14 protein-coding genes are annotated in these 18,691 nt (G+C 34.4%); 7 read left to right on the top strand and 7 right to left on the bottom strand.

The window, feature by feature from the left end; translation table 11 throughout:
• The first annotated feature begins 15 nt into the window (after window positions 1–15).
• From BZ25_RS06575 to BZ25_RS06550, 6 genes are all read left to right on the top strand, one after another.
• A complete protein-coding gene (locus tag BZ25_RS06575) occupies window positions 16–1,164 on the top strand; it encodes an MFS transporter (RefSeq protein ID WP_012208068.1) in 1,149 nt (382 codons plus the stop codon).
• Window positions 1,165–1,223: 59 nt separating this feature from the next.
• Window positions 1,224–1,514, top strand: a complete 291-nt coding sequence (locus BZ25_RS06570) for a PadR family transcriptional regulator (RefSeq protein WP_233186693.1) — start codon at window positions 1,224–1,226, stop codon at window positions 1,512–1,514.
• A 112-nt stretch (window positions 1,515–1,626) separates the two neighbouring features.
• Window positions 1,627–2,877, top strand: coding sequence for a glutamate-5-semialdehyde dehydrogenase (locus BZ25_RS06565; protein ID WP_012208070.1), 1,251 nt, complete (start codon window positions 1,627–1,629; stop codon window positions 2,875–2,877).
• 1 nt (window position 2,878) lies between these two features.
• On the top strand, window positions 2,879–3,703 hold the full coding sequence (gene proC, locus BZ25_RS06560) for a pyrroline-5-carboxylate reductase (RefSeq protein WP_012208071.1): 825 nt from the start codon (window positions 2,879–2,881) through the stop codon (window positions 3,701–3,703).
• Complete coding sequence (purB, locus tag BZ25_RS06555; RefSeq protein WP_041534192.1) at window positions 3,696–4,991, top strand: adenylosuccinate lyase; 1,296 nt, start codon at window positions 3,696–3,698, stop codon at window positions 4,989–4,991. Before proC ends, purB begins: the two co-directional genes overlap by 8 nt.
• 116 nt (window positions 4,992–5,107) lie before the next feature.
• Entirely contained in the window at window positions 5,108–7,480 is a 2,373-nt protein-coding gene (locus BZ25_RS06550) for a Lon protease family protein (RefSeq protein WP_121514420.1), read from the top strand.
• A gap of 49 nt (window positions 7,481–7,529) precedes the next feature.
• Here BZ25_RS06550 and BZ25_RS06545 read toward each other — a convergent pair whose 3' ends face one another.
• Window positions 7,530–9,029: a carboxypeptidase M32 gene (locus tag BZ25_RS06545; protein WP_012208074.1), complete on the bottom strand. Its 1,500-nt coding sequence runs from the start codon at window positions 9,027–9,029 to the stop codon at window positions 7,530–7,532.
• 234 nt (window positions 9,030–9,263) lie between these two features.
• Between BZ25_RS06545 and lnt the strand changes: the two genes are divergently transcribed.
• Complete coding sequence (lnt, locus tag BZ25_RS06540) at window positions 9,264–10,739, top strand: apolipoprotein N-acyltransferase (RefSeq protein WP_158584873.1); 1,476 nt, start codon at window positions 9,264–9,266, stop codon at window positions 10,737–10,739.
• A 2-nt stretch (window positions 10,740–10,741) separates the two neighbouring features.
• Here the strand turns inward: lnt and BZ25_RS06535 are convergent, their stop codons facing one another.
• The 6 genes from BZ25_RS06535 to BZ25_RS06510 all read right to left on the bottom strand — a co-directional run bounded on the left by BZ25_RS06535 (window position 10,742) and on the right by BZ25_RS06510 (window position 18,657).
• Window positions 10,742–11,728 carry a 2-hydroxyacid dehydrogenase gene (locus tag BZ25_RS06535; protein WP_121514422.1) on the bottom strand — a complete coding sequence of 329 codons (987 nt, stop codon included), beginning with the start codon at window positions 11,726–11,728 and terminating at the stop codon, window positions 10,742–10,744.
• A 201-nt stretch (window positions 11,729–11,929) separates the two neighbouring features.
• On the bottom strand, window positions 11,930–13,402 hold the full coding sequence (gene xylB, locus BZ25_RS06530; protein ID WP_121514423.1) for a xylulokinase: 1,473 nt from the start codon (window positions 13,400–13,402) through the stop codon (window positions 11,930–11,932).
• 15 nt (window positions 13,403–13,417) lie between these two features.
• A complete protein-coding gene (locus BZ25_RS06525) occupies window positions 13,418–14,614 on the bottom strand; it encodes an ROK family transcriptional regulator (protein ID WP_121514424.1) in 1,197 nt (398 codons plus the stop codon).
• A 24-nt stretch (window positions 14,615–14,638) separates the two neighbouring features.
• Window positions 14,639–15,955, bottom strand: coding sequence for a xylose isomerase (xylA, locus tag BZ25_RS06520; RefSeq protein ID WP_121514425.1), 1,317 nt, complete (start codon window positions 15,953–15,955; stop codon window positions 14,639–14,641).
• A 33-nt stretch (window positions 15,956–15,988) separates the two neighbouring features.
• Window positions 15,989–17,083, bottom strand: a complete 1,095-nt coding sequence (locus BZ25_RS06515; RefSeq protein ID WP_121514499.1) for a sugar ABC transporter permease — start codon at window positions 17,081–17,083, stop codon at window positions 15,989–15,991.
• A 35-nt stretch (window positions 17,084–17,118) separates the two neighbouring features.
• Window positions 17,119–18,657, bottom strand: coding sequence for a sugar ABC transporter ATP-binding protein (locus tag BZ25_RS06510; RefSeq protein ID WP_121514426.1), 1,539 nt, complete (start codon window positions 18,655–18,657; stop codon window positions 17,119–17,121).
• Window positions 18,658–18,691: the final 34 nt, after the last annotated feature.

The following is an 18,691-nucleotide window of genomic DNA, read 5'->3' as shown; positions in this document are numbered from 1 at the left end:
GGTTTTATAGTTGCTATGGGAATTGTGAGTTTATTCGCAGACATCACACATGAAGGAGCAAGAAGTTTAATCGGTCCTTATTTAGGTTTATTAGGAGCAAGTGCTACAGCGGTGGGAATCATTTCAGGTTTAGGTGAGTTCATAGGTTATGGTTTAAGGTTGTTAACGGGTTATTTAAGCGATAAAACTCATAGATATTGGCTTTTCACATTTTTAGGTTATGGAATGGATCTATTTGCTGTTCCTTTATTGGCTCTTGCCGGAAGATGGGAAATAGCAGCCATGCTAATAATTATGGAAAGAACAGGAAAAGCTATAAGAAAGCCTTCGAAAGATACCCTTATGTCTTATGCAGCACGAAATGTGGGAAGTGGTAAAGGATTTGCCATAGCAGAGGTCCTTGATCAAATTGGAGCTGTCTCAGGACCTGTTATTTTAAGTTTGATTCTATTATTCAAGTCGGGGGATGAGTTAGCAAATTACCGATTCGCATTTGCAATATTATTGATACCTGCATTGATTACTTTAATCTTGTTGTTGATTAGTAGATTGAACTTTCCACAACCCGAGAAGTTTGAAGTGAAAGAGGAGAAAATCAACTTTGAGGGAATATCAAAATCGTACTGGTTGTATTTAGTAGCCATTTCCCTGATTGCTGCAGGTTTTGCGGATTTCCCTTTGTTGGCGTTCCATTTTCAAAGAATTGATATTTTCAATTCAACTATGATACCTTTTATGTATGCGATAGCTATGGGCGTGGATGCTATTTCTGCATTGATCTTCGGCTTCCTTTACGATAAAGTCGGAGTTACAAGTCTTATAATTGCCTCCAGCCTCTCAATATTCTTTTCACCCTTTTCATTTTTATCTGAATCTTCACTGTTAGTGATTTTAGGTGTTATTTTGTGGGGAATCGGAATGGGTGCCCAGGAATCCATTTTAAAATCTGTAGTAGCCGATATCGTCACCCCTGAGAAAAGAGGAACAGCATATGGTTTTTTTAACGCTATCTTTGGCCTTTTTTGGTTCATAGGTAGTGCAGTTATGGGAATCTTGTACGATCGCGCAATCGTGAGTTTGGTTGTCTTTTCCATGATAGTAGAAAGTGCAGCCGTTTTCACTCTTTTTCTGCTTAAATCTAAGCTTGGCAACCCTCTAAATTAAAAAGAAAGGGGGAAATAATCATAAAAGAATCAAAAGATTATATTGAAAAGAATAAATATTTGAATAAAATCTTGAATGGTTTGATTCAAATACATATATTGCACCATTCACAAAAAGCTCCAATCTATGGAAGCTGGATGATTTATGAATTAAAAAGGCATGGATACAATATTAGCCCAGGTACTTTGTATCCTTTATTACACAAGATGGAGAAAGAAAATCTTCTGAGTAAAAGAATTGAAATAGTAGAAGGTAAAAAAAGAATATACTACTCTATTACGAGCCAAGGAGAAAACTTATTAAAGGAATTAAAGGCAAAAGTAAAAGAACTATTTCATGAAATAATATAATTATATAAAAAAGGTGAGATTTGCCTTTACTTTCACATTCAAAAAGTTATGATATAATTAAAAAACATAGAAAAAAGAACGGGGAAAAGATCGACAGAGGGAGGGTATAATAGTGAATTTACAGGAATATGTCTTAAATAAGGCAAAAAAGGCTAAAGATACTTCAAGAAAATTTAGCTCCTCTTCCGAAACAGATAAGATCAGAATTCTTAACTATATTTCGGAAGAGCTAATGGCCAATAAAAACTATATAATATCAGAAAACCAAAAGGATGTCGAATCGGCTAAAAACACTGGGATGTCAAGCAGTCTTTTAGATAGATTGTTACTGAACCAGGAAAGAATCACCAAAATGGCTGAAGGTGTCCAAAAAGTCGCACAACTTCAAAGTAGTGTGGGCAACATCTCTCAGATGTGGAAAAGACCAAACGGCTTGATGATTGGAAAGATGGTAGTTCCTTTAGGGGTAATCGCCATTATATATGAAAGCAGACCAAATGTAACAGTAGATGCAGCTGCTTTATGTATAAAATCTGGTAATTGTGTGGTATTAAGAGGTGGTTCTGAAGCGATTCATTCTAACAATGCCTTAGTAAAAATTATCCACCAAGCTATTGAAAGAGCTGGTTTCTCAAAGGATATAGTGCAGTTCATTGAGATTACAGATAGGAAAGCCGTTGATGAATTGATGAAACTGTACGAATACATCGATGTTTTGATACCTCGAGGCGGACCATCTTTAATTAAAAATACCGTTGAAAATTCTATGATCCCTGTTATACAAACGGGGGCTGGAAACTGTCACGTTTATGTTGATAGACAAGCAGATCTCGAAAAGGCACTAAAAATCGTTGAAAACGCTAAAATAAGCAGACCATCAGTATGTAACGCCGCAGAAAAATTGTTGGTTCACAAAGATATAGCGGAAGAGTTTCTACCAAAAATATATACACTCTTTGAAAAGAAAGTAGAATTAAGAGGTTGTGAAAAAACCTTGAAAATAATACCTCAAATGAAAGCGGCACAAGAAGAAGACTGGTCAACTGAATATTTAGATTACATAATGGCAGTAAAAATTGTTGATAGCACTGAAGAAGCGATAAACCATATAAACAAGTACAGCACAAAACATTCTGAAGCCATTATAACCGAAAATTATACGATCGCTCAAAAATTTCTAAACGAAATAGACTCTGCTGCGGTTTATGTCAATGCTTCTACGAGATTTACCGATGGTGAAGAGTTCGGTTTTGGTGCAGAAATGGGAATAAGTACACAAAAATTACATGTTCGAGGACCGATTGGAATCAACGAGTTAACGACCACCAAATATATTATCTTGGGAAACGGGCAGGTTAGATAGTATGAATGAAAAACTGTGTGTAATAGGATTGGGAAAAATGGGGAGCACTTTAGTAAAAGGTCTAATCCAAACAAAAACACTTAAAAGAGAACAAATAATCGGAACAGATCTCTTTGAATACGATTCTGAAAAAAATTCTAATTACTCCGACATAAAAACTATCTCGGATAACGCAAAAGCGGTGAAAGAATCCGACATCGTTCTTTTAGCTGTGAAACCACAAGTAATAGACAAAGTATTGGAAGAAATAAGTTCTTCTTGTGAAAACAAGATAGTTATATCAATAGCTGCAGGAGTAAGTCTGCGCCATTTGGATAAAGCTTTACCAACTTCATCAAAGATAATAAGAGCTATGCCCAACACCCCTATTTTAGTAGGTGAAGGTGTTATTGCTATTAGCAAAAAGAAGAACGTTGACGAAAATGACTTGAAAAGGGTTAAGGAGATTTTGGAAAGCGTTGGAAAGGTATATTTGGTTGAAGAGGATATAATGGATGCGATAACGGCTTTAAGCGGGAGCGGACCAGCATATGTCTATATGATGATAGAGGCTTTATCCGACGGCGGTGTCCTGATGGGTTTACCTAGAGAGCTTTCCACTGAATTTGCCGCAAGAACATTACTTGGCGCTGCAAGGATGGTTTTAGAAACGGGAAAACATCCTGGAGAGTTGAAAGATATGGTTACTTCCCCAGGAGGCACAGCAATTAAAGGAATAGAAGTTTTAGAATCTCATGGTTTACGAGGTATCCTTATGGACGCAGTAAAAGAAGCAACTATAAGGTCAAAAGAACTTAATTCACAAAGGGGTGTGGATGTTGATTGAAAGGTACTCTCTTTCTCCAATTAAAGACATTTGGACTTTAGATGCCCAGTATAAAAGATGGCTTGAAGTAGAAATAGCTGTAATAGAAGCCTTTGAAGAACTTAACCTTGCTCCCAAAGGCACATCCCAAAACATTCGACAAAAAGCAAAATTAGACGTTCAAAAAATATTAGACACAGAAAAAATAGTGGATCATGACGTGATAGCCTTTATAAAAGTGGTAACTGAAGACATGGGAGATGAGGCAAGATACTTTCACAAGGGTTTAACATCATCAGATGTTGTCGATACAGCTTTATCCTTAGCTATAAAAAGAGCAGAAGAGATTATTCTTGATGAGCTAACTCAATACATAGCTAACCTCAAAAAATTAGCTGTGGATCATAAGTATACTATTATAGTTGGAAGAACCCATGGGGTACACGCTGAGCCAACATCTTTTGGATTAAAAATTTTAGGATTTGTTGCGGAAGAAGAAAGAAACAAAGAAAGATTAGAAAAGGCTATAGATAACATTTCCCAAGGAAAACTCAGCGGGGCGGTTGGAAATTATGCTAACATAGAACCAAAAGTAGAGGAAATCGCTTTGAAAAAACTCAATCTCAGACCTTGTAAAGTATCTACTCAAGTTTTACCAAGGGATCTTCACGCTGAATTTTTCAGTGTTTTAGCTATGATAGGAAGCAGTATAGAAAGACTTGCCATAGAAATCAGGCACCTTCAAAAAACAGAGGTCCTGGAAGTAGAAGAACCTTTTAAAAAAGAGCAACGGGGCTCTTCAGCGATGCCACATAAGAAAAACCCCATATTGTGCGAAAGGTTGACCGGGATGTCAAGAATGCTAAGATCTTATCTATCTTCTGCTTATGAGAATATCTCCTTATGGCACGAAAGAGATATTTCTCATTCGTCTGTAGAAAGGGTGTTTATACCGGATGCAACCATGCTTACTTACTATATGTTGAATAAAGCAAATTACTTAGTTGAAAACTTAGTGGTTCACAAAGATAGAATGAAAGAAAACATAGAAAAATCGTATAATTTAATTTATTCTCAACGGGTATTGCTGAAGTTAGTTGAATTAGGGGTAAGTAGAGAGGAAGCTTATAAAATAGTTCAAGAAAACGCGATGAAAGCTTGGAATGAAAGGCGTGATTTTAAAGCAATTTTATTGGAAGATAATAGAGTAAAGGCAAAATTATCAGATAAAGAAGCATTTGAAGATATATTCTCACCTGATTATTATCTAAAAAATATAAATGAAATTTATGAAAGGTTTGAACTTTAGTAGAGGGCTGCAGGCCCATTCCTTAGAAGGGTGGGGAGCGGGGCGAAGGGGCGCTATTAAACAAGTTTTTAGAATTTTTAACAACGGTAAAAGTGCAAATAATGGAGGCGTAGATAATGAAACTAACTTTAAGTGATTTTGAAATTAAAATCCCAGATATCAAAATCGATAACACTTCAGAAATAAAAATTGGTTCTTATCAAGATTACACCATACAAACGGCTGCTTGTGAAATTTTACAATTTGCCTTGGAAAGCAGCAACGATTCAAACAATGTTTTCTTAGTTGGTCCAAATCGTAGTGGTAGAAGAGGTATGACTCGAAAGATAATCGAAAGAATATCGTTAACTCAAAAAGCTCCTCAAGATCTTATGTATGTTTTTAATTTTAAGGAAGAAAAGAAACCCAAGTTGTTGAAACTGCCCGCCGGAGAAGCCAAAAATTTCAAATCTGAATTGCAATCTATTATTAATTCCTCTGTACAAGTTTTAAATAAAACGATGCAGACAGAAGAATTTCAACAAAGGTTAAGTTCGTTAGAAAAAGAATACAACGAGCAGAGGGAAAAATTGTGGTCAGATCTGAGAAAACAGGCTCAAGCTCTTGGTTTTATACTTGAGGCTTCTGAAAAAGGTATAGTGAGCGTTCCAGTGTACGATGGCAAAAAAATAAGCACCTCTGAGTTTGAAAATCTTCCGGAAGAGATAAAAGAGTATTTTCGAAAAAATTCCGAGAAGTTGCGAGAATTAATTGAAAAAACAATGGTAAAGATCACGGAGATGGATAAAGAATACTGGGAGGAAGTTAAAAACTTACGACGTTACTGGGCAGCTTTTAGCTTAGCTAAGCTTTTCGAACCCCTTGAAAAGAAATATCTCAAATATTCTGATGTTTTTGAATACCTTCAAAACTTGAAAGAGGACATAGCTTCTCACCTATCCCAATTAACTTCCGAAAATCAAAATCTAATAACTTATCTTAAAGAAAAAAGATACAATGTCAACATTATAGTGGATAATTCTTATCTACAAGGTGCACCTGTGATAGAAGAAGACAATCCCACTTTTTCAAATTTAGTTGGTAGAATAGAGTATTATTCCCAAATGGGACTCCTTCAAACGGATTTTACAATGATAAAATCTGGAGCTTTTCACAGGGCAAACGGTGGTTATCTAATAATGGAAGCAGAAAAAGTTTTAAGAAAACCTTACGCGTGGGAGGTAATTAAAAGGTTTTTATCGGAGAAAGAAGTAAAAATTGAAAATATTCAAACCGCTGAAGGCTATTCGAGTGTTGAAAGTTTGGAACCAGAACCTTTATCTTTAACCGTTAAAGTGATTCTCATAGGAGAAGAATGGGTGTACAATTTATTAAGAGTTTACGATAGCGAATTCGAAAAACTTTTTCCCATAAAATCACAATTTGACTATGAGGCAGAGTTAAGCAACGAGAATTTAAATAAATTTTTAGCTTTCTTAAGCAACACAGTGGAAGAAAACGATATCTCACACTTTACAAAAGATGCGATTGAAGAGATTATCAAGTACAGTTGTAGGATGAATGGAAACAACAAAAGGTTCTCCTTAAGATTGGGGGAAATTAAGAATCTACTAATAGACTCTTTCAACATTTCACGGAAAAATGGATCAAGCCCATACATAACCGCCAAAGATATAAAAGATACTATAAAGTTTAGAGAAAAAATGTTTTCCTTTCATAAGAAAAAATTATTTAATGCGATAAAAGAACAAAAGATTGACATAAGAACTGAAGGCTCTGAAGTCGGACAAATAAATGGATTGACTGTTTTGGATACAGGAGATTTCACCTTTGGGCATCCCATCAAAATAACAGCAAAAAGTTACAGATCCTCTTCTGAAAAAATCATAAACATACACAGGGATATCGATTTAAGCGGGAAAATATACAAAAAATCCTCATTGATCATAGAAAACTATTTCAAACATAAATTTTCTTCTTTCATAGAAACAGGTTTCGGTGTATCTTTAAATTTTGAACAAGTTTATTCTATCATCGAAGGAGACAGCGCTACAATAGCAGAAACGCTGGCTTTAATGTCTTCCATAGCTAACATTCCATTGAAACAAAATATTGCCATCACCGGATCTATGAATCAAAACGGAGAAGTTTTGCCAGTTGGAGGAATAATCGAAAAAATTGAAGGATTTTACGACGCCTGTAAAAATCTCAATTTTACTGGAGATCAAGGGGTGATTATTCCAAGTAAAAATATCGATAATATCGTATTGAAAGACGAAATAAATGAAGATATACAAAATGGAAAGTTCCATATTTGGGCTATTGATAATATAGATGAAGGGATCGAACTAATGACAGATTACAAAGCAGGGACACCAAATGAAAACGGTGAATACGAAGAAGGCACATTTTATTACTATGTAAGTGAAAACCTCAAGAAATTATCAAAAGAGGAGAAAAAAGAAAAAGACGAAAAAGATAACAAATAGCTGTGATTAATTTTAAAATCCCCCATCGTATATAGATGGGGGATTTTAATTATAAACCATAAATTGCAGAAAACTTTTCTTTTATATACTCTACAAAATATTTGGGATTAAGAGTTTCACCTGTAACCTTTTTCAAAAGTTCTTCTGGTTCGTACATTTTACCGTACTTATGGACATTCTCAACCATCCAGTTCAAAACTTCTTTTGAATCTCCTTTTTCTATTTGAGATGGATAATCTTTTAGATCTTTTTTCAATTTTGAGAACAATTGAGCACTGTAAAGATTACCCAACATATATGAAGGAAAATAACCAAATTGTCCATTTGACCAATGAACATCTTGCAAAACACCTACTGCGTCGTTTGGCGGCACAATACCTAAATATTCTTTCATTTTATCGTTCCATACCGTTGGAAGTTCATTTACTTTTATTCTATCGTTTATCAGTGCTTCTTCGATTTCAAATCTCAGCATAATATGAAAGTTGTAAGTTACTTCATCTGCCTCAGTTCTGATGAAATCTTTTTTAACTATATTAACACCTTTATACAGCTCATCACTACTTATTCCTTCAAAAGATGGGAAAATATCTTTTAACTTTTTAGAAAAGAAAACCCAAAAATGAGGCCCTCTTCCTATAATATTTTCCCAAAATCTTGATTGGGATTCATGCACAGCCATAGAAGCACCTTCATCCAAAGGAGTCTCTGAAAATTCCTCAGGGATATGAAGTTCGTATAAAGCATGTCCACCTTCGTGCATAGTTGAAAATAAAGAATATCTCAAATCTTTGTTGTTGTATCTTGTTGTAATTCTTACGTCTTTTGGACCAATTTTTGTTGTGAAAGGATGAGCAGACATGTCCATACGTCCAGAATCGAAATCGAAATTCATAAATTTTAACGCTTCCAGGGATAACTCTTTTTGCTTATTTACGTCGAAATCTCCTTCAAAGAAATCGTATCTTGGTTCTTTTCCCTTTTCTAAAAGCTCTTTCAGAAAAGGTAGTAGATACTCTTTTAAATAATTTATTGTACCTTTCACCGTTTCTGTTTTCATTCCAGGTTCGAATAAGTCTAAAAGAGCATCGTATCTATTTTTTTCATATCCCAAAGCCTCTGCTTGCTCTTTTTCTAAAGATACGACTTCTTGCAAATAAGGCTCAAATAAAGAAAAGTTATTTTCCTCCCTGGCTTTTTTCCAAAAATGACCTGCTTTTGAAGTCGTTTCGGCTAATTTTCTGACAAGCTGTGGAGGTAACTTTTTAAACTTATCGAAATCTTTCTTGGTTACTCTTACCATTGCTTGATCAATTTCACTCAATTCATCATAATTTTCCTTCTTTGAAAAATAATCCAAAAATTCACCCATCTGATCAGAAACAGACATTCTAAAAAGTGCCTCCATAAGTTCTCCCAAAGCTTTAGAACGATACTCAAAAGCATTGTTGGGAGCGTTAGTTTCTAAATCCCAGTGCATGAGTGCGATAGCCTGACTGTATCTTGAAATCTTGGCTTGAAACTCTTTAAATTCTTCCAATTTAGACATCTTTTTACCCCCTCTTACATAAATTTTTTCACTCTTTAGATATTCTAAAACTTGTTATAGCGCCCCTTTGCCCCGCTCCCCACCCTTAAGGATAAAGGAGTAACACAAATTTTGTTAGTTATCCTTATTATATCAGATTTCTTGAACTATCACAAAGTTTGCTGTATAATATTGTAACGACAACATAATTATACAAGAAACAAGATTTTCAAAATATAATCCATGGGGGTATATATGAAATATCTACTTACTTTAATTTCAGGTGTTTTAACCGGTTTGGCTATGCCGGGTAATTTATTTTCTTTTTTCATCTGGTTTTCATTGGTTTTCTTTCTTAGAAACATAGCCAGATCAAAAACTCATTATGAAAGATTACTTCATACGATAATATATTCCTCTTCCATGCTTGTAACTACTCTTTGGTGGCTGCTTCCTACTTTGTCTAAAAATATACCCCAAATTTTAAAAAATTATTCTCCAATAGTAGGTTTTTTTGGATACGTTGGAATGATAATACTTTTAATGATACCTTACCTCATCATTTGGCTGTTATCAGAACTTTACCATCGAAAAGATAGGCAATACAATTATCTTTCTTTGGTTTTTTTCTATTCTTTTGCCTACACTGTTGCGGAAATTTTGAGGGGTTTTGGAGATTTGGCTTTTATGGGAGGAAATTTATCCTACGCCCTTTACGATCATACAGGGATAATACAAATTGCCTCAATTATAGGGTCTTTTGGTCTAACTTTTATCATAGTTTTTGTCAATGCCCTGATTGCTTTCGATAATTCACGTGATAAGGTATTTAAAATTCTTGCTATATTTACTACTATATACATTTCTAACTTTGCTATAGTGAGGTATCTACCTCCCATTAATGGCACAAACGATTCCATAAAAGTTGGAGCCGTTCAAACGAATGTTCCTCAAGAGATAAAATACTCCTCAAATCCAATACAAGATTATTCAACTTTTTCTAAGAATATCGAAGAATTTAAAAATAGGGATGTGGATGTAGTAGTTTTTCCAGAATCAACTTTTCTTGAAGACATCTCAAAATCAGAAATAGAAAGTCAAATGGTAAGAGACATTCAAAACTTATACAAACCTGTAATATTAGGACACCCAAGGATAGGAAACGATAACCATTTTAACTCTGCCTGGGTATATAACCCACATGGGAGTATTGAGGGTATCTACGATAAGGTTAAATTAACACCATTTGCCGAATTTTTACCGTATGAAACTATATTTGGAAACTTTGATGTTTTTAGATTATTAAACTATTATACCCCTGGGGAAGATTACCTAACCTTTTCATTGAACGAAACTGATATTGGAGTACAAATATGTTTTGAAACCTATTTCCCGGAAGTCGCAATTAATCAAGCTAAGAATGGAGCAAATTTATTGATTGCAATATCTAACGACGGTTGGTTTAATTCGAAAACAGGCCTGTTTCAACACTTCAGTCAGGGCGTTTTTAGAGCAGTAGAAACGAGAAGAGATTTCATCCAGGTTTCAAATACAGGCTTAACCGGCTCAATCGACAAATATGGAAGAATTACCAACATATTTGAATCCAAAGAAGAAAAAACGGGAATCTTTTTTGTCAATCCAAACGATAACATCTCTTTTTATTCTAAGGCTTCAGATATATTAAAAATCTTATTTTTTATCGGAGCTCTTCTGCTTGCAATTCTTTAAATTCAGTATCCAAATTCTAAATCAATTAAGTCTTTTGCCGTACCATCTTTTAGAAAACTTTTTATATTTTCTACAGTTTCATCGATACTGTACTTTGTAGCTTCAGTGTTATAGCCTCCAACATGTGGAGACAAAACAACGTTATCAAAGGTATGAATTGGGTAATTAGCTGGCAAGATCGATGGCTTTTCTTTGGAAGGATAATTGTACCAAACATCTATAGCGGCTCCAGCTAATTTTTTAGATTTCAAAGCCTCGTATAGTGCCTTTTGATCTATAACATCACCTCTTCCAACATTTATTATGTATTTGCCAGTCATCTTATTAAACACCTTTTCGTCGATAAGACCTTTTGTATATTTCGTCAAGGGCAAAGTTACGAATACAATTTCACTTTTTTCTATTACATAATCTAAATTGGAACTAATCTCATCCACATTTTCAATATCTATATTTGCGTTTCTTTTATAACCAACAATTTTACAGTCAAAGGTTTTAAGCATTTGTGCAAGATTTTTTCCTATATTACCTAACCCCAATATTGCACAACTTTTGTTCTGAATAGATACCCATGAATCTTTAACGCTTTCTCCGGCACTAAATCCATGCCAAATTCCTTCTTTTAAATCGTTATGATAAGGTACAATTTTTCCAAGAAGAGCTAAAGCAAGAGTAAAAGCCCTTTCTGCAACTATTCTAGCATTACCATGACTATTTGCAACGCTAATGCCTTTTTCTTTAAGTATTTCTAAAGGTAATTGGTTCACTCCAGCATAGGGAACAAAAATTATTTTCAAATTCTTTGATTTTCCCAAGACGTTCTCGTCCAAGTCTCCACCAAACACTATTGCATCTGCAACTTCCATTGCATCTTCAATATTGCTGATTTCATCACTATCTAAAAATTCATCGTTGGGAAATAATTTCTTCAATTCACTAATTTTTTCTCTCCAATACGAGTTTAACTTGTTCATAAACAATACTTTCAATTTTTTCAATGCCCCCTCGAAGTGATTAATTTTACTATCTTTAGCGCCCCTTCGCCCCGCAGCCCGCCCATAAGGATAAAAGTTCTTTTCCCTTTTCCCCAGTAACCATCATTGTTTAATGATCAATAATAATTATATCACAAAAAAAGTCGGAATTAAATTAACAATTTTAAAAGCGGCTTTAGCCGCTCTTTTTATATATCATTTTTGAATTTTTGCCAACTCTTCGAAATTTCCCTTCAACGATTTATACAAATTCTTGTAAGCCTCATAATAATCATCGTAAATCTTGATATCTTGATAATTAGGTTCAATAATTTCTTTGAATTTTACCCATTTTAAAACATCTTCAAGCTGTTGGCCATCTCCTACTGCAGCCAACATAGCCGCTCCATAAGCACCACCTTCATCAATCTTTGGCATTTTAACGGGCATTTTGAAGTTTGTTGCAACTATCTTTGCCCAAGTTTTATTTTTAGCTCCTCCCCCCACTATCCTCATATCTTTTATTTCAGTTTTTTCTTTTATAAGTTCAAAGGAATCCCTCAGGCCGAAGGTTATACCTTCCATTGTTGCTCTTAGTATGTCATTTTCAGTATTCAAAGAAGAAATTCCAAAGAAAACACCTCTTGCGTTAGGGTCTCTATGTGGGGTTCTTTCTCCGTTTAAGTAAGGAAGAAAAATAATACCGTTTGAACCTGGTACTGATTGGTTTATTCTTTTTTCTATTTCTGTCCAATCTGAACTGTGAAAAAATCGATTCTTTACCCAATTTAGAGAATGAGCGGCTGAAAGCATTACCCCCATGTAGTAATATTTATCTTGTATTACACTGTTAAAGTAATGTATTTTTCCCGATAAGTCAGGTTCTTTTTTATCAGTGAGGGTTAAAACAGTGCCTGAAGTTCCGATACTAACCATCGACTCTCCTGCTTTTGATATACCTATTCCAAATGCAGCTGATGCATTATCTGCTCCCCCAGAAACAACCTTTGTGTTCTTCCATCCCAATTCTTTTTGTAAACTTTCTTTTACTTCCCCTCGAATCCCATAAGAAGGATACAATTCAGGCATTATATCCATATTAATACCAAAAGTTTCCAAAATCTCTTCATCCCAATAATTTGTTTTTACATTAAAACACGCCGTTCCAGACGCATCCGAGTAATCTATACCAATGGTTCCTGTTAACTTAAAAACTACATAATCCTTAGGTAGAAGAATCTTCTTTATTTTTTTAAAATTCTCTTTTTCATTTTCTTTTAACCACAGTATTTTGGGGAAAGTGAAACCTTCTAAAAAGGGATTGCCTATTTTGGAGATAACCTTTTCTTCGCCACCAAAAGCTTCTGTAGCTTCTTTGCACTGTGGGGTCGTCCTTTGATCACACCAAAGGATTGCAGGCCTAATAGGCTCATTATTTTCATCCAAAACCACCAAGCTATGCATTTGTCCGGAAAACCCTATTACATCTATTTGATGCGTTCTAGACACTTTTTTTAATATTTCGTATACACCAATCCACCAATCTTCAGGCTCTTGTTCAGCCCATGCCGGTTTGGGAACTTTCATATCTAATTCATAGGAATAACTATCCAATAATTCTCCTTCTTCAGATACTACTAAACCCTTCAATCCAGTTGTCCCAACGTCAATTCCTAAGTACTTATGCAAACTGATCACCTCATTCTAAATTACCGCTTTTTCTGCAAAATCATCCATTACCCTTAAATTTGCTCCTGTTAGACATGCTGTATCTATATCAAAAACAGGCCTCATAGGCTTTTTGAAAGATTTTAATGCTGGTTTCAGAGCCCGCGTCCTTATAATATTTTCAATCTCTGTGAAATACTCATCCGGAAAAAGATACCCATACCCCCCAAAAATTACAAACTCAGGATTTAAGATATTTATTAAATTAACCGTTCCTACTCCCAAATAATACAACATCTGTTTAATTATTTCATTGGCGTTTCCTTCCTTCTTCTCTGCTTTTAAAAGAAGATTTCTGAATTTTTCTTCGTAATTGTTGCCTTCCAATCGCCCATTGCTGTATTCGTATATCTTAGAAACGGTATCAATTGAAGCAAACGTCTCCCAACATCCTTGATTATTACAAAAACATTTTCTCCCATCTTCATCGATACTCATGTGACCAAACTCACCTGCTGTGTAATTAGGTCCTAAATGAATTTGACCGTCTATAAGCAAAGCTCCTCCTATCCCCTGAGATATGAAAACATAGACTCCGTTGTTTAGGTTGGCAATATTCTTGTTAAAATACATCTCTGCTTGTAGAGCTAACTTTGCCTCATTTGCAGCGAAAATTGGCTTGTCACATTCGGGTAGTTCTTTCAAAATAGCTCCTTTAAGATCGATCTCACTCCAATTAAAATGAGGTACGTATTCGATGATCAAGTTTTTTCTATCGATCATTCCTGGAAAAGAAAAAGAAAGACCCACAATATTATTCCCATTAGCGTTTTCATATATTCTTTTTATCTCAACAGCTAATTTACCAATAAAAACATTAAAATTTTTTGGGGTTTCAAATTCAACAATCCTATTTATTGAATTGTTCATATATCCAAGACCTACGACTGTTTTTTCAACTCCAACCTTAACGATAATGGAAGCAGCAACGCCTTTCGCTGCTTCCAGTTTTATAGGTTTCCTTCCAACCCTTTTGGAAGATTTTCTATCTCCTTCTTCTATTAAGTTTTTAGAAATCAAATCATACGTAATCTTTGTCACCGTACTTTTATCTAAACCTGTAAGCTTAGAAATCTCATTTCTGGAGATGCCAGAATAATATCTGATTAAATTGAAAACCATTAATTTGTTTGAGTATCCCATTCTTTCTGCATTGATTTTCTTTATCTTCAAAACAAAGGCCTCCCAATTTGTCGTCTATTCGTAGATGTATAGATTCAATAAGTTTTCCAAATATTCTTGTCTTCCCGATTTTGGTACTCCCACTTTTTTATCTAGTACATACTCTTCGAGTTCTTTGAAATTAGTTCGTCCATCCACTATCTTTTTACCCATTCCCTCATTAAAAGTATTATACCTTTTTTCTACAAAGTCTTCCAAAACCTTGTCTTCTAAAATCTTGTTGGCTAATATCAATCCTAACGCAAACGCATCCATTCCTGCTATATGTGCGTAGAACAGATCAATATTTTCGTAAGAAGGCCTTCTGACATGTGAGTCAAAGTTCAAACCACCTGGAGCTATCCCACCATTTTTAAGTATTTCATACATTGCCAAAACGTTTTCAAATACGTTTGTTGGGAATTGGTCTGTATCCCATCCTAACAATAGATCACCCATATTAGCATCAACGCTGCCCAATATATTATTTATTCGTGCATACCTTAATTCATGCTGAAAAGTATGACCAGCAAGGGTGGCATGGTTTGCTTCTATATTGAACTTGAAATACTTATCAAGATCGTACTTTTGTAAAAATGCATAAGAGCTTGCAACATCAAAATCATATTGATGTTTTGTGGGCTCTTTTGGTTTGGGTTCTATCAAAAATTGGCCATCAAAACCAATTTCTTTGGCGTAATCTACAGCCATGTGCATAAAATTAGCCAAATTGTTCAATTCCAACTCCATATTGGTGTTTAAAAGGGTTTCATATCCTTCTCTTCCACCCCAGAAAACGTAATTTTCACCATTTAATTCCTTAGTTATTTCAAGTGCCTTTTTCACTTGTGCAGCGGCATATGCATACACATCCGCATCACAAGATGTAGCCGCACCCTGCATAAACCTTGGATGAGTGAAAAGATTTGCTGTTCCCCAAAGAAGCTTTATACCTGTTTCTTTCATTCTCTCCTTTATTCTTTCTACTACTTTATCTAATAACTTATTGGTTTCTCTCAACGTCTCTTGTTCATCAACCAAGTCTCTATCATGGGTACAAAAATATTTAACTCCTAATTTGCTCATGAACTCAAATGCTGCATCACATCTTGCGTAAGCTTTATCTAAAGGATTAGAAAATTTGTTCCATTCTCTGTTGGCACTTTCGACCCCGAACATGTCCCTTCCTTCTGCGGTGAAAGTGTGCCAGTAAGCCACAGAAAATCTCAAGTGTTCTTCCATAGTTTTATTACCAATTTTTCCATTGGGATCATAATAGTGAAAAGCTAATGGATCCTTTGATTCCTTACCTACATACTCAACCTTTTTAATATCTTTGAAGTATTCTGCCATTTTAAGACCTCCTATATGTTATTTTGCAAATAGTTATGCCTCTTTCTTTTTATTTGCAACATCAAACCATACCGCAAATATTAATACTAACCCTTTTATTATAGACTGCCAAAACACAGGGACATTCATAAGACTCATTCCATTGTCTAAACTTGCCATAACAAGCGCTCCAATTACTGCACCAACAACTGTACCAATTCCTCCCATTAAGCTTGTACCACCTATAACACACGCAGCTATTGTATCTAACTCCGCTCCTTCTCCGGCTGAAACAGAAGCTGCATTAAGTCGAGAAGTTAAAAAAATACCTCCAAAAGCTGCCAACAATCCATTAATCATAAAAACTATAAGTGTAATCTTTTTTACGTCTATCCCAGATAAAGTTGCTGCTTGACTATTACCACCAATTGCATATATATATCTTCCAAAAACTGTATTTTGAGAAAGATAAGTGAAAAAAATTAAAAGAATAATAGTTATTAATACGGGAAAGGGAACTCCTTGATAAGAATTAAAAATTAGAATAAAAATAACTATTAATAAAGTATAAGCTAATAATTTTAAAAATTCTACTTTTAAAGAAGGAGCATTTAATCCATGAGATTTTTTCTTTTTCCATGAATTAAGTTCTGCTAATATTATGAGAATAGCACCAATGACTCCGATTACTATCCCTACAGTATTGGATAGATAACCCTTTCCAAGAAACTCAAAAAAACCTCTCATTGGACCAATAGTAGTACCTTTTGTAATTCCTAAGAGTACTCCCCTGAAAATGAGCATGCCACCTAACGTAACAACAAAGGCTGGTACTCCTCGATAGGCTACCCAATATCCATTCCATAAACCTATCAAAAGTCCAATACCTAAAGTAATGATGATAGAAATAAGAGGGTCCATTCCGTACCATACATGCAAAATTGCTACAATACCCCCAGTTAGCCCTACAATAGAACCAACCGAAAGGTCTATTTGCCCCAATATTATAACAAACACCATACCCATTGCTAATACCGATAGAAACACTGATTGTCTAAACAAATTAGAAATATTCCTAGCACTTAAAAAAGAACCCTCGGTCAAAATAGCAAAAAATACCCAAATTACAATGAGAGCTATTATCATCATGTAAGATCTTAAATTTAAATTAATCTTTTTCTTTTTCAAAACACCCCTCCTCCTTTAGTCGCAGTTGCAAGGTACATAACTTCTTCTTGAGTTAAATCGTGGTTAATATTTTCTAATGCTCCCATAAATTTACCTTCATGCATAACTATTACCCTATCGCTCATACCTATTATTTCTGGTAATTCAGAAGAAATCATAATTATTGATATACCTTGAGATGTTAAATCATTCATTAATGAATATATTTCTTGTTTTGCTCCAACGTCTATTCCTTTTGTAGGTTCATCCATAATCAATATTTTTGGTGTCCTTATCAAATTTCTACCAAGCAAAACTTTTTGTTGATTCCCTCCACTTAAAGTAGTGATATTCGCTTCTGGAGTAGAAGTTTTAATATTTAATTGTTTGATCATTCTAAGAGCTTCTACTATTTCCTCTTCTTCAGATATTTTAAAATAGCTACCAAACTCTTTAATAAAAGTAATTGAAAGGTTTTGTCTTACAGATAGATTGGGAAATATTCCTAATCTCTTTCTATTTTCGGATAAATAAGCTATTCCTAGTTCTAACGCTTGCCTTGGTGAACTTATTTCTAATTCTTTAGAGTTCAAAAAAATCCTTCCACTTTTATTACTCAAATTGAATCCTATTATACTAGTCATTAATTCTGTCCTACCGGCACCAACTAATCCAAAAAGACCTAAAATTTCTCCTTTTCTTAGGTTAAAACTAACATCTTCAACGACTTTTCTTTGAGGATCGTATTCCTCAAAAAGAGTATAATTACTCACTTCAAATATTATTTCGTTGGGAATATAACGTCTTTTGGGGAACATTTGATTTATTTCTCTCCCCACCATCATTTTTATTAGATCGCTTTCTTTCACTTCGCTAATCGGTCTTGTGTCAATTAATTTACCATCTCTTAGAATGCTTACTGCATCAGCTAACTCAAAAATTTCGTCAAGCTTATGTGAAATATAAATAGACGTAACCCCTTCAGATTTCAATTCTTTCAAAATATCAAATAATATCTTTGTTTCATTTTCAGTTAAAGATGAAGTAGGTTCATCCAAAATCAAAATGTTACAATTTTTAACTAAGGCTTTAGCAATCTCAATTAACTGTTGTTTTGCGGAACCTAAGTACTTTACTTTAGTAAGAACATTTTCATTTTCCATCTTCAATTTTTTTAGCCATTCCTTAGCTTCCTTGATCATCGCATTCCAATCTATTGAAACACCTTTTACAATAGCTTTTCCCATAAAGATGTTTTCAACAATATTTAATTCATCAAATAGACTCAATTCTTGGTGAACAACAGCGATTCCAGCTTCTTCTGCCTCTTTAGGATTTCTAAATTTCATTTTTTCTCCATGTAAATAAATTTCTCCTTCATATGTTCCTACCGGATATATTCCACCTAAAATACTTATTAAAGTAGACTTCCCTGCCCCATTTTCTCCACAAATAGCATGGATTGTATTCTCTTCTATTTTTAAATTGATATTTTCAAGGGCTTTTACTCCGGGAAACTCTTTTGATATGTTTTTTAATTCTAAAAGTGTGGCCATTTAATCACCTCAATTGTTATACTGTGATGATAGA

The organism is Petrotoga sp. Shatin.DS.tank11.9.2.9.3, assembly GCF_003665005.1.
Classification (GTDB): domain Bacteria; phylum Thermotogota; class Thermotogae; order Petrotogales; family Petrotogaceae; genus Petrotoga; species Petrotoga mobilis.
Note: the sequence above shows the minus strand (reverse complement) of the source record. Positions and strands in the feature narration are given on the sequence as shown.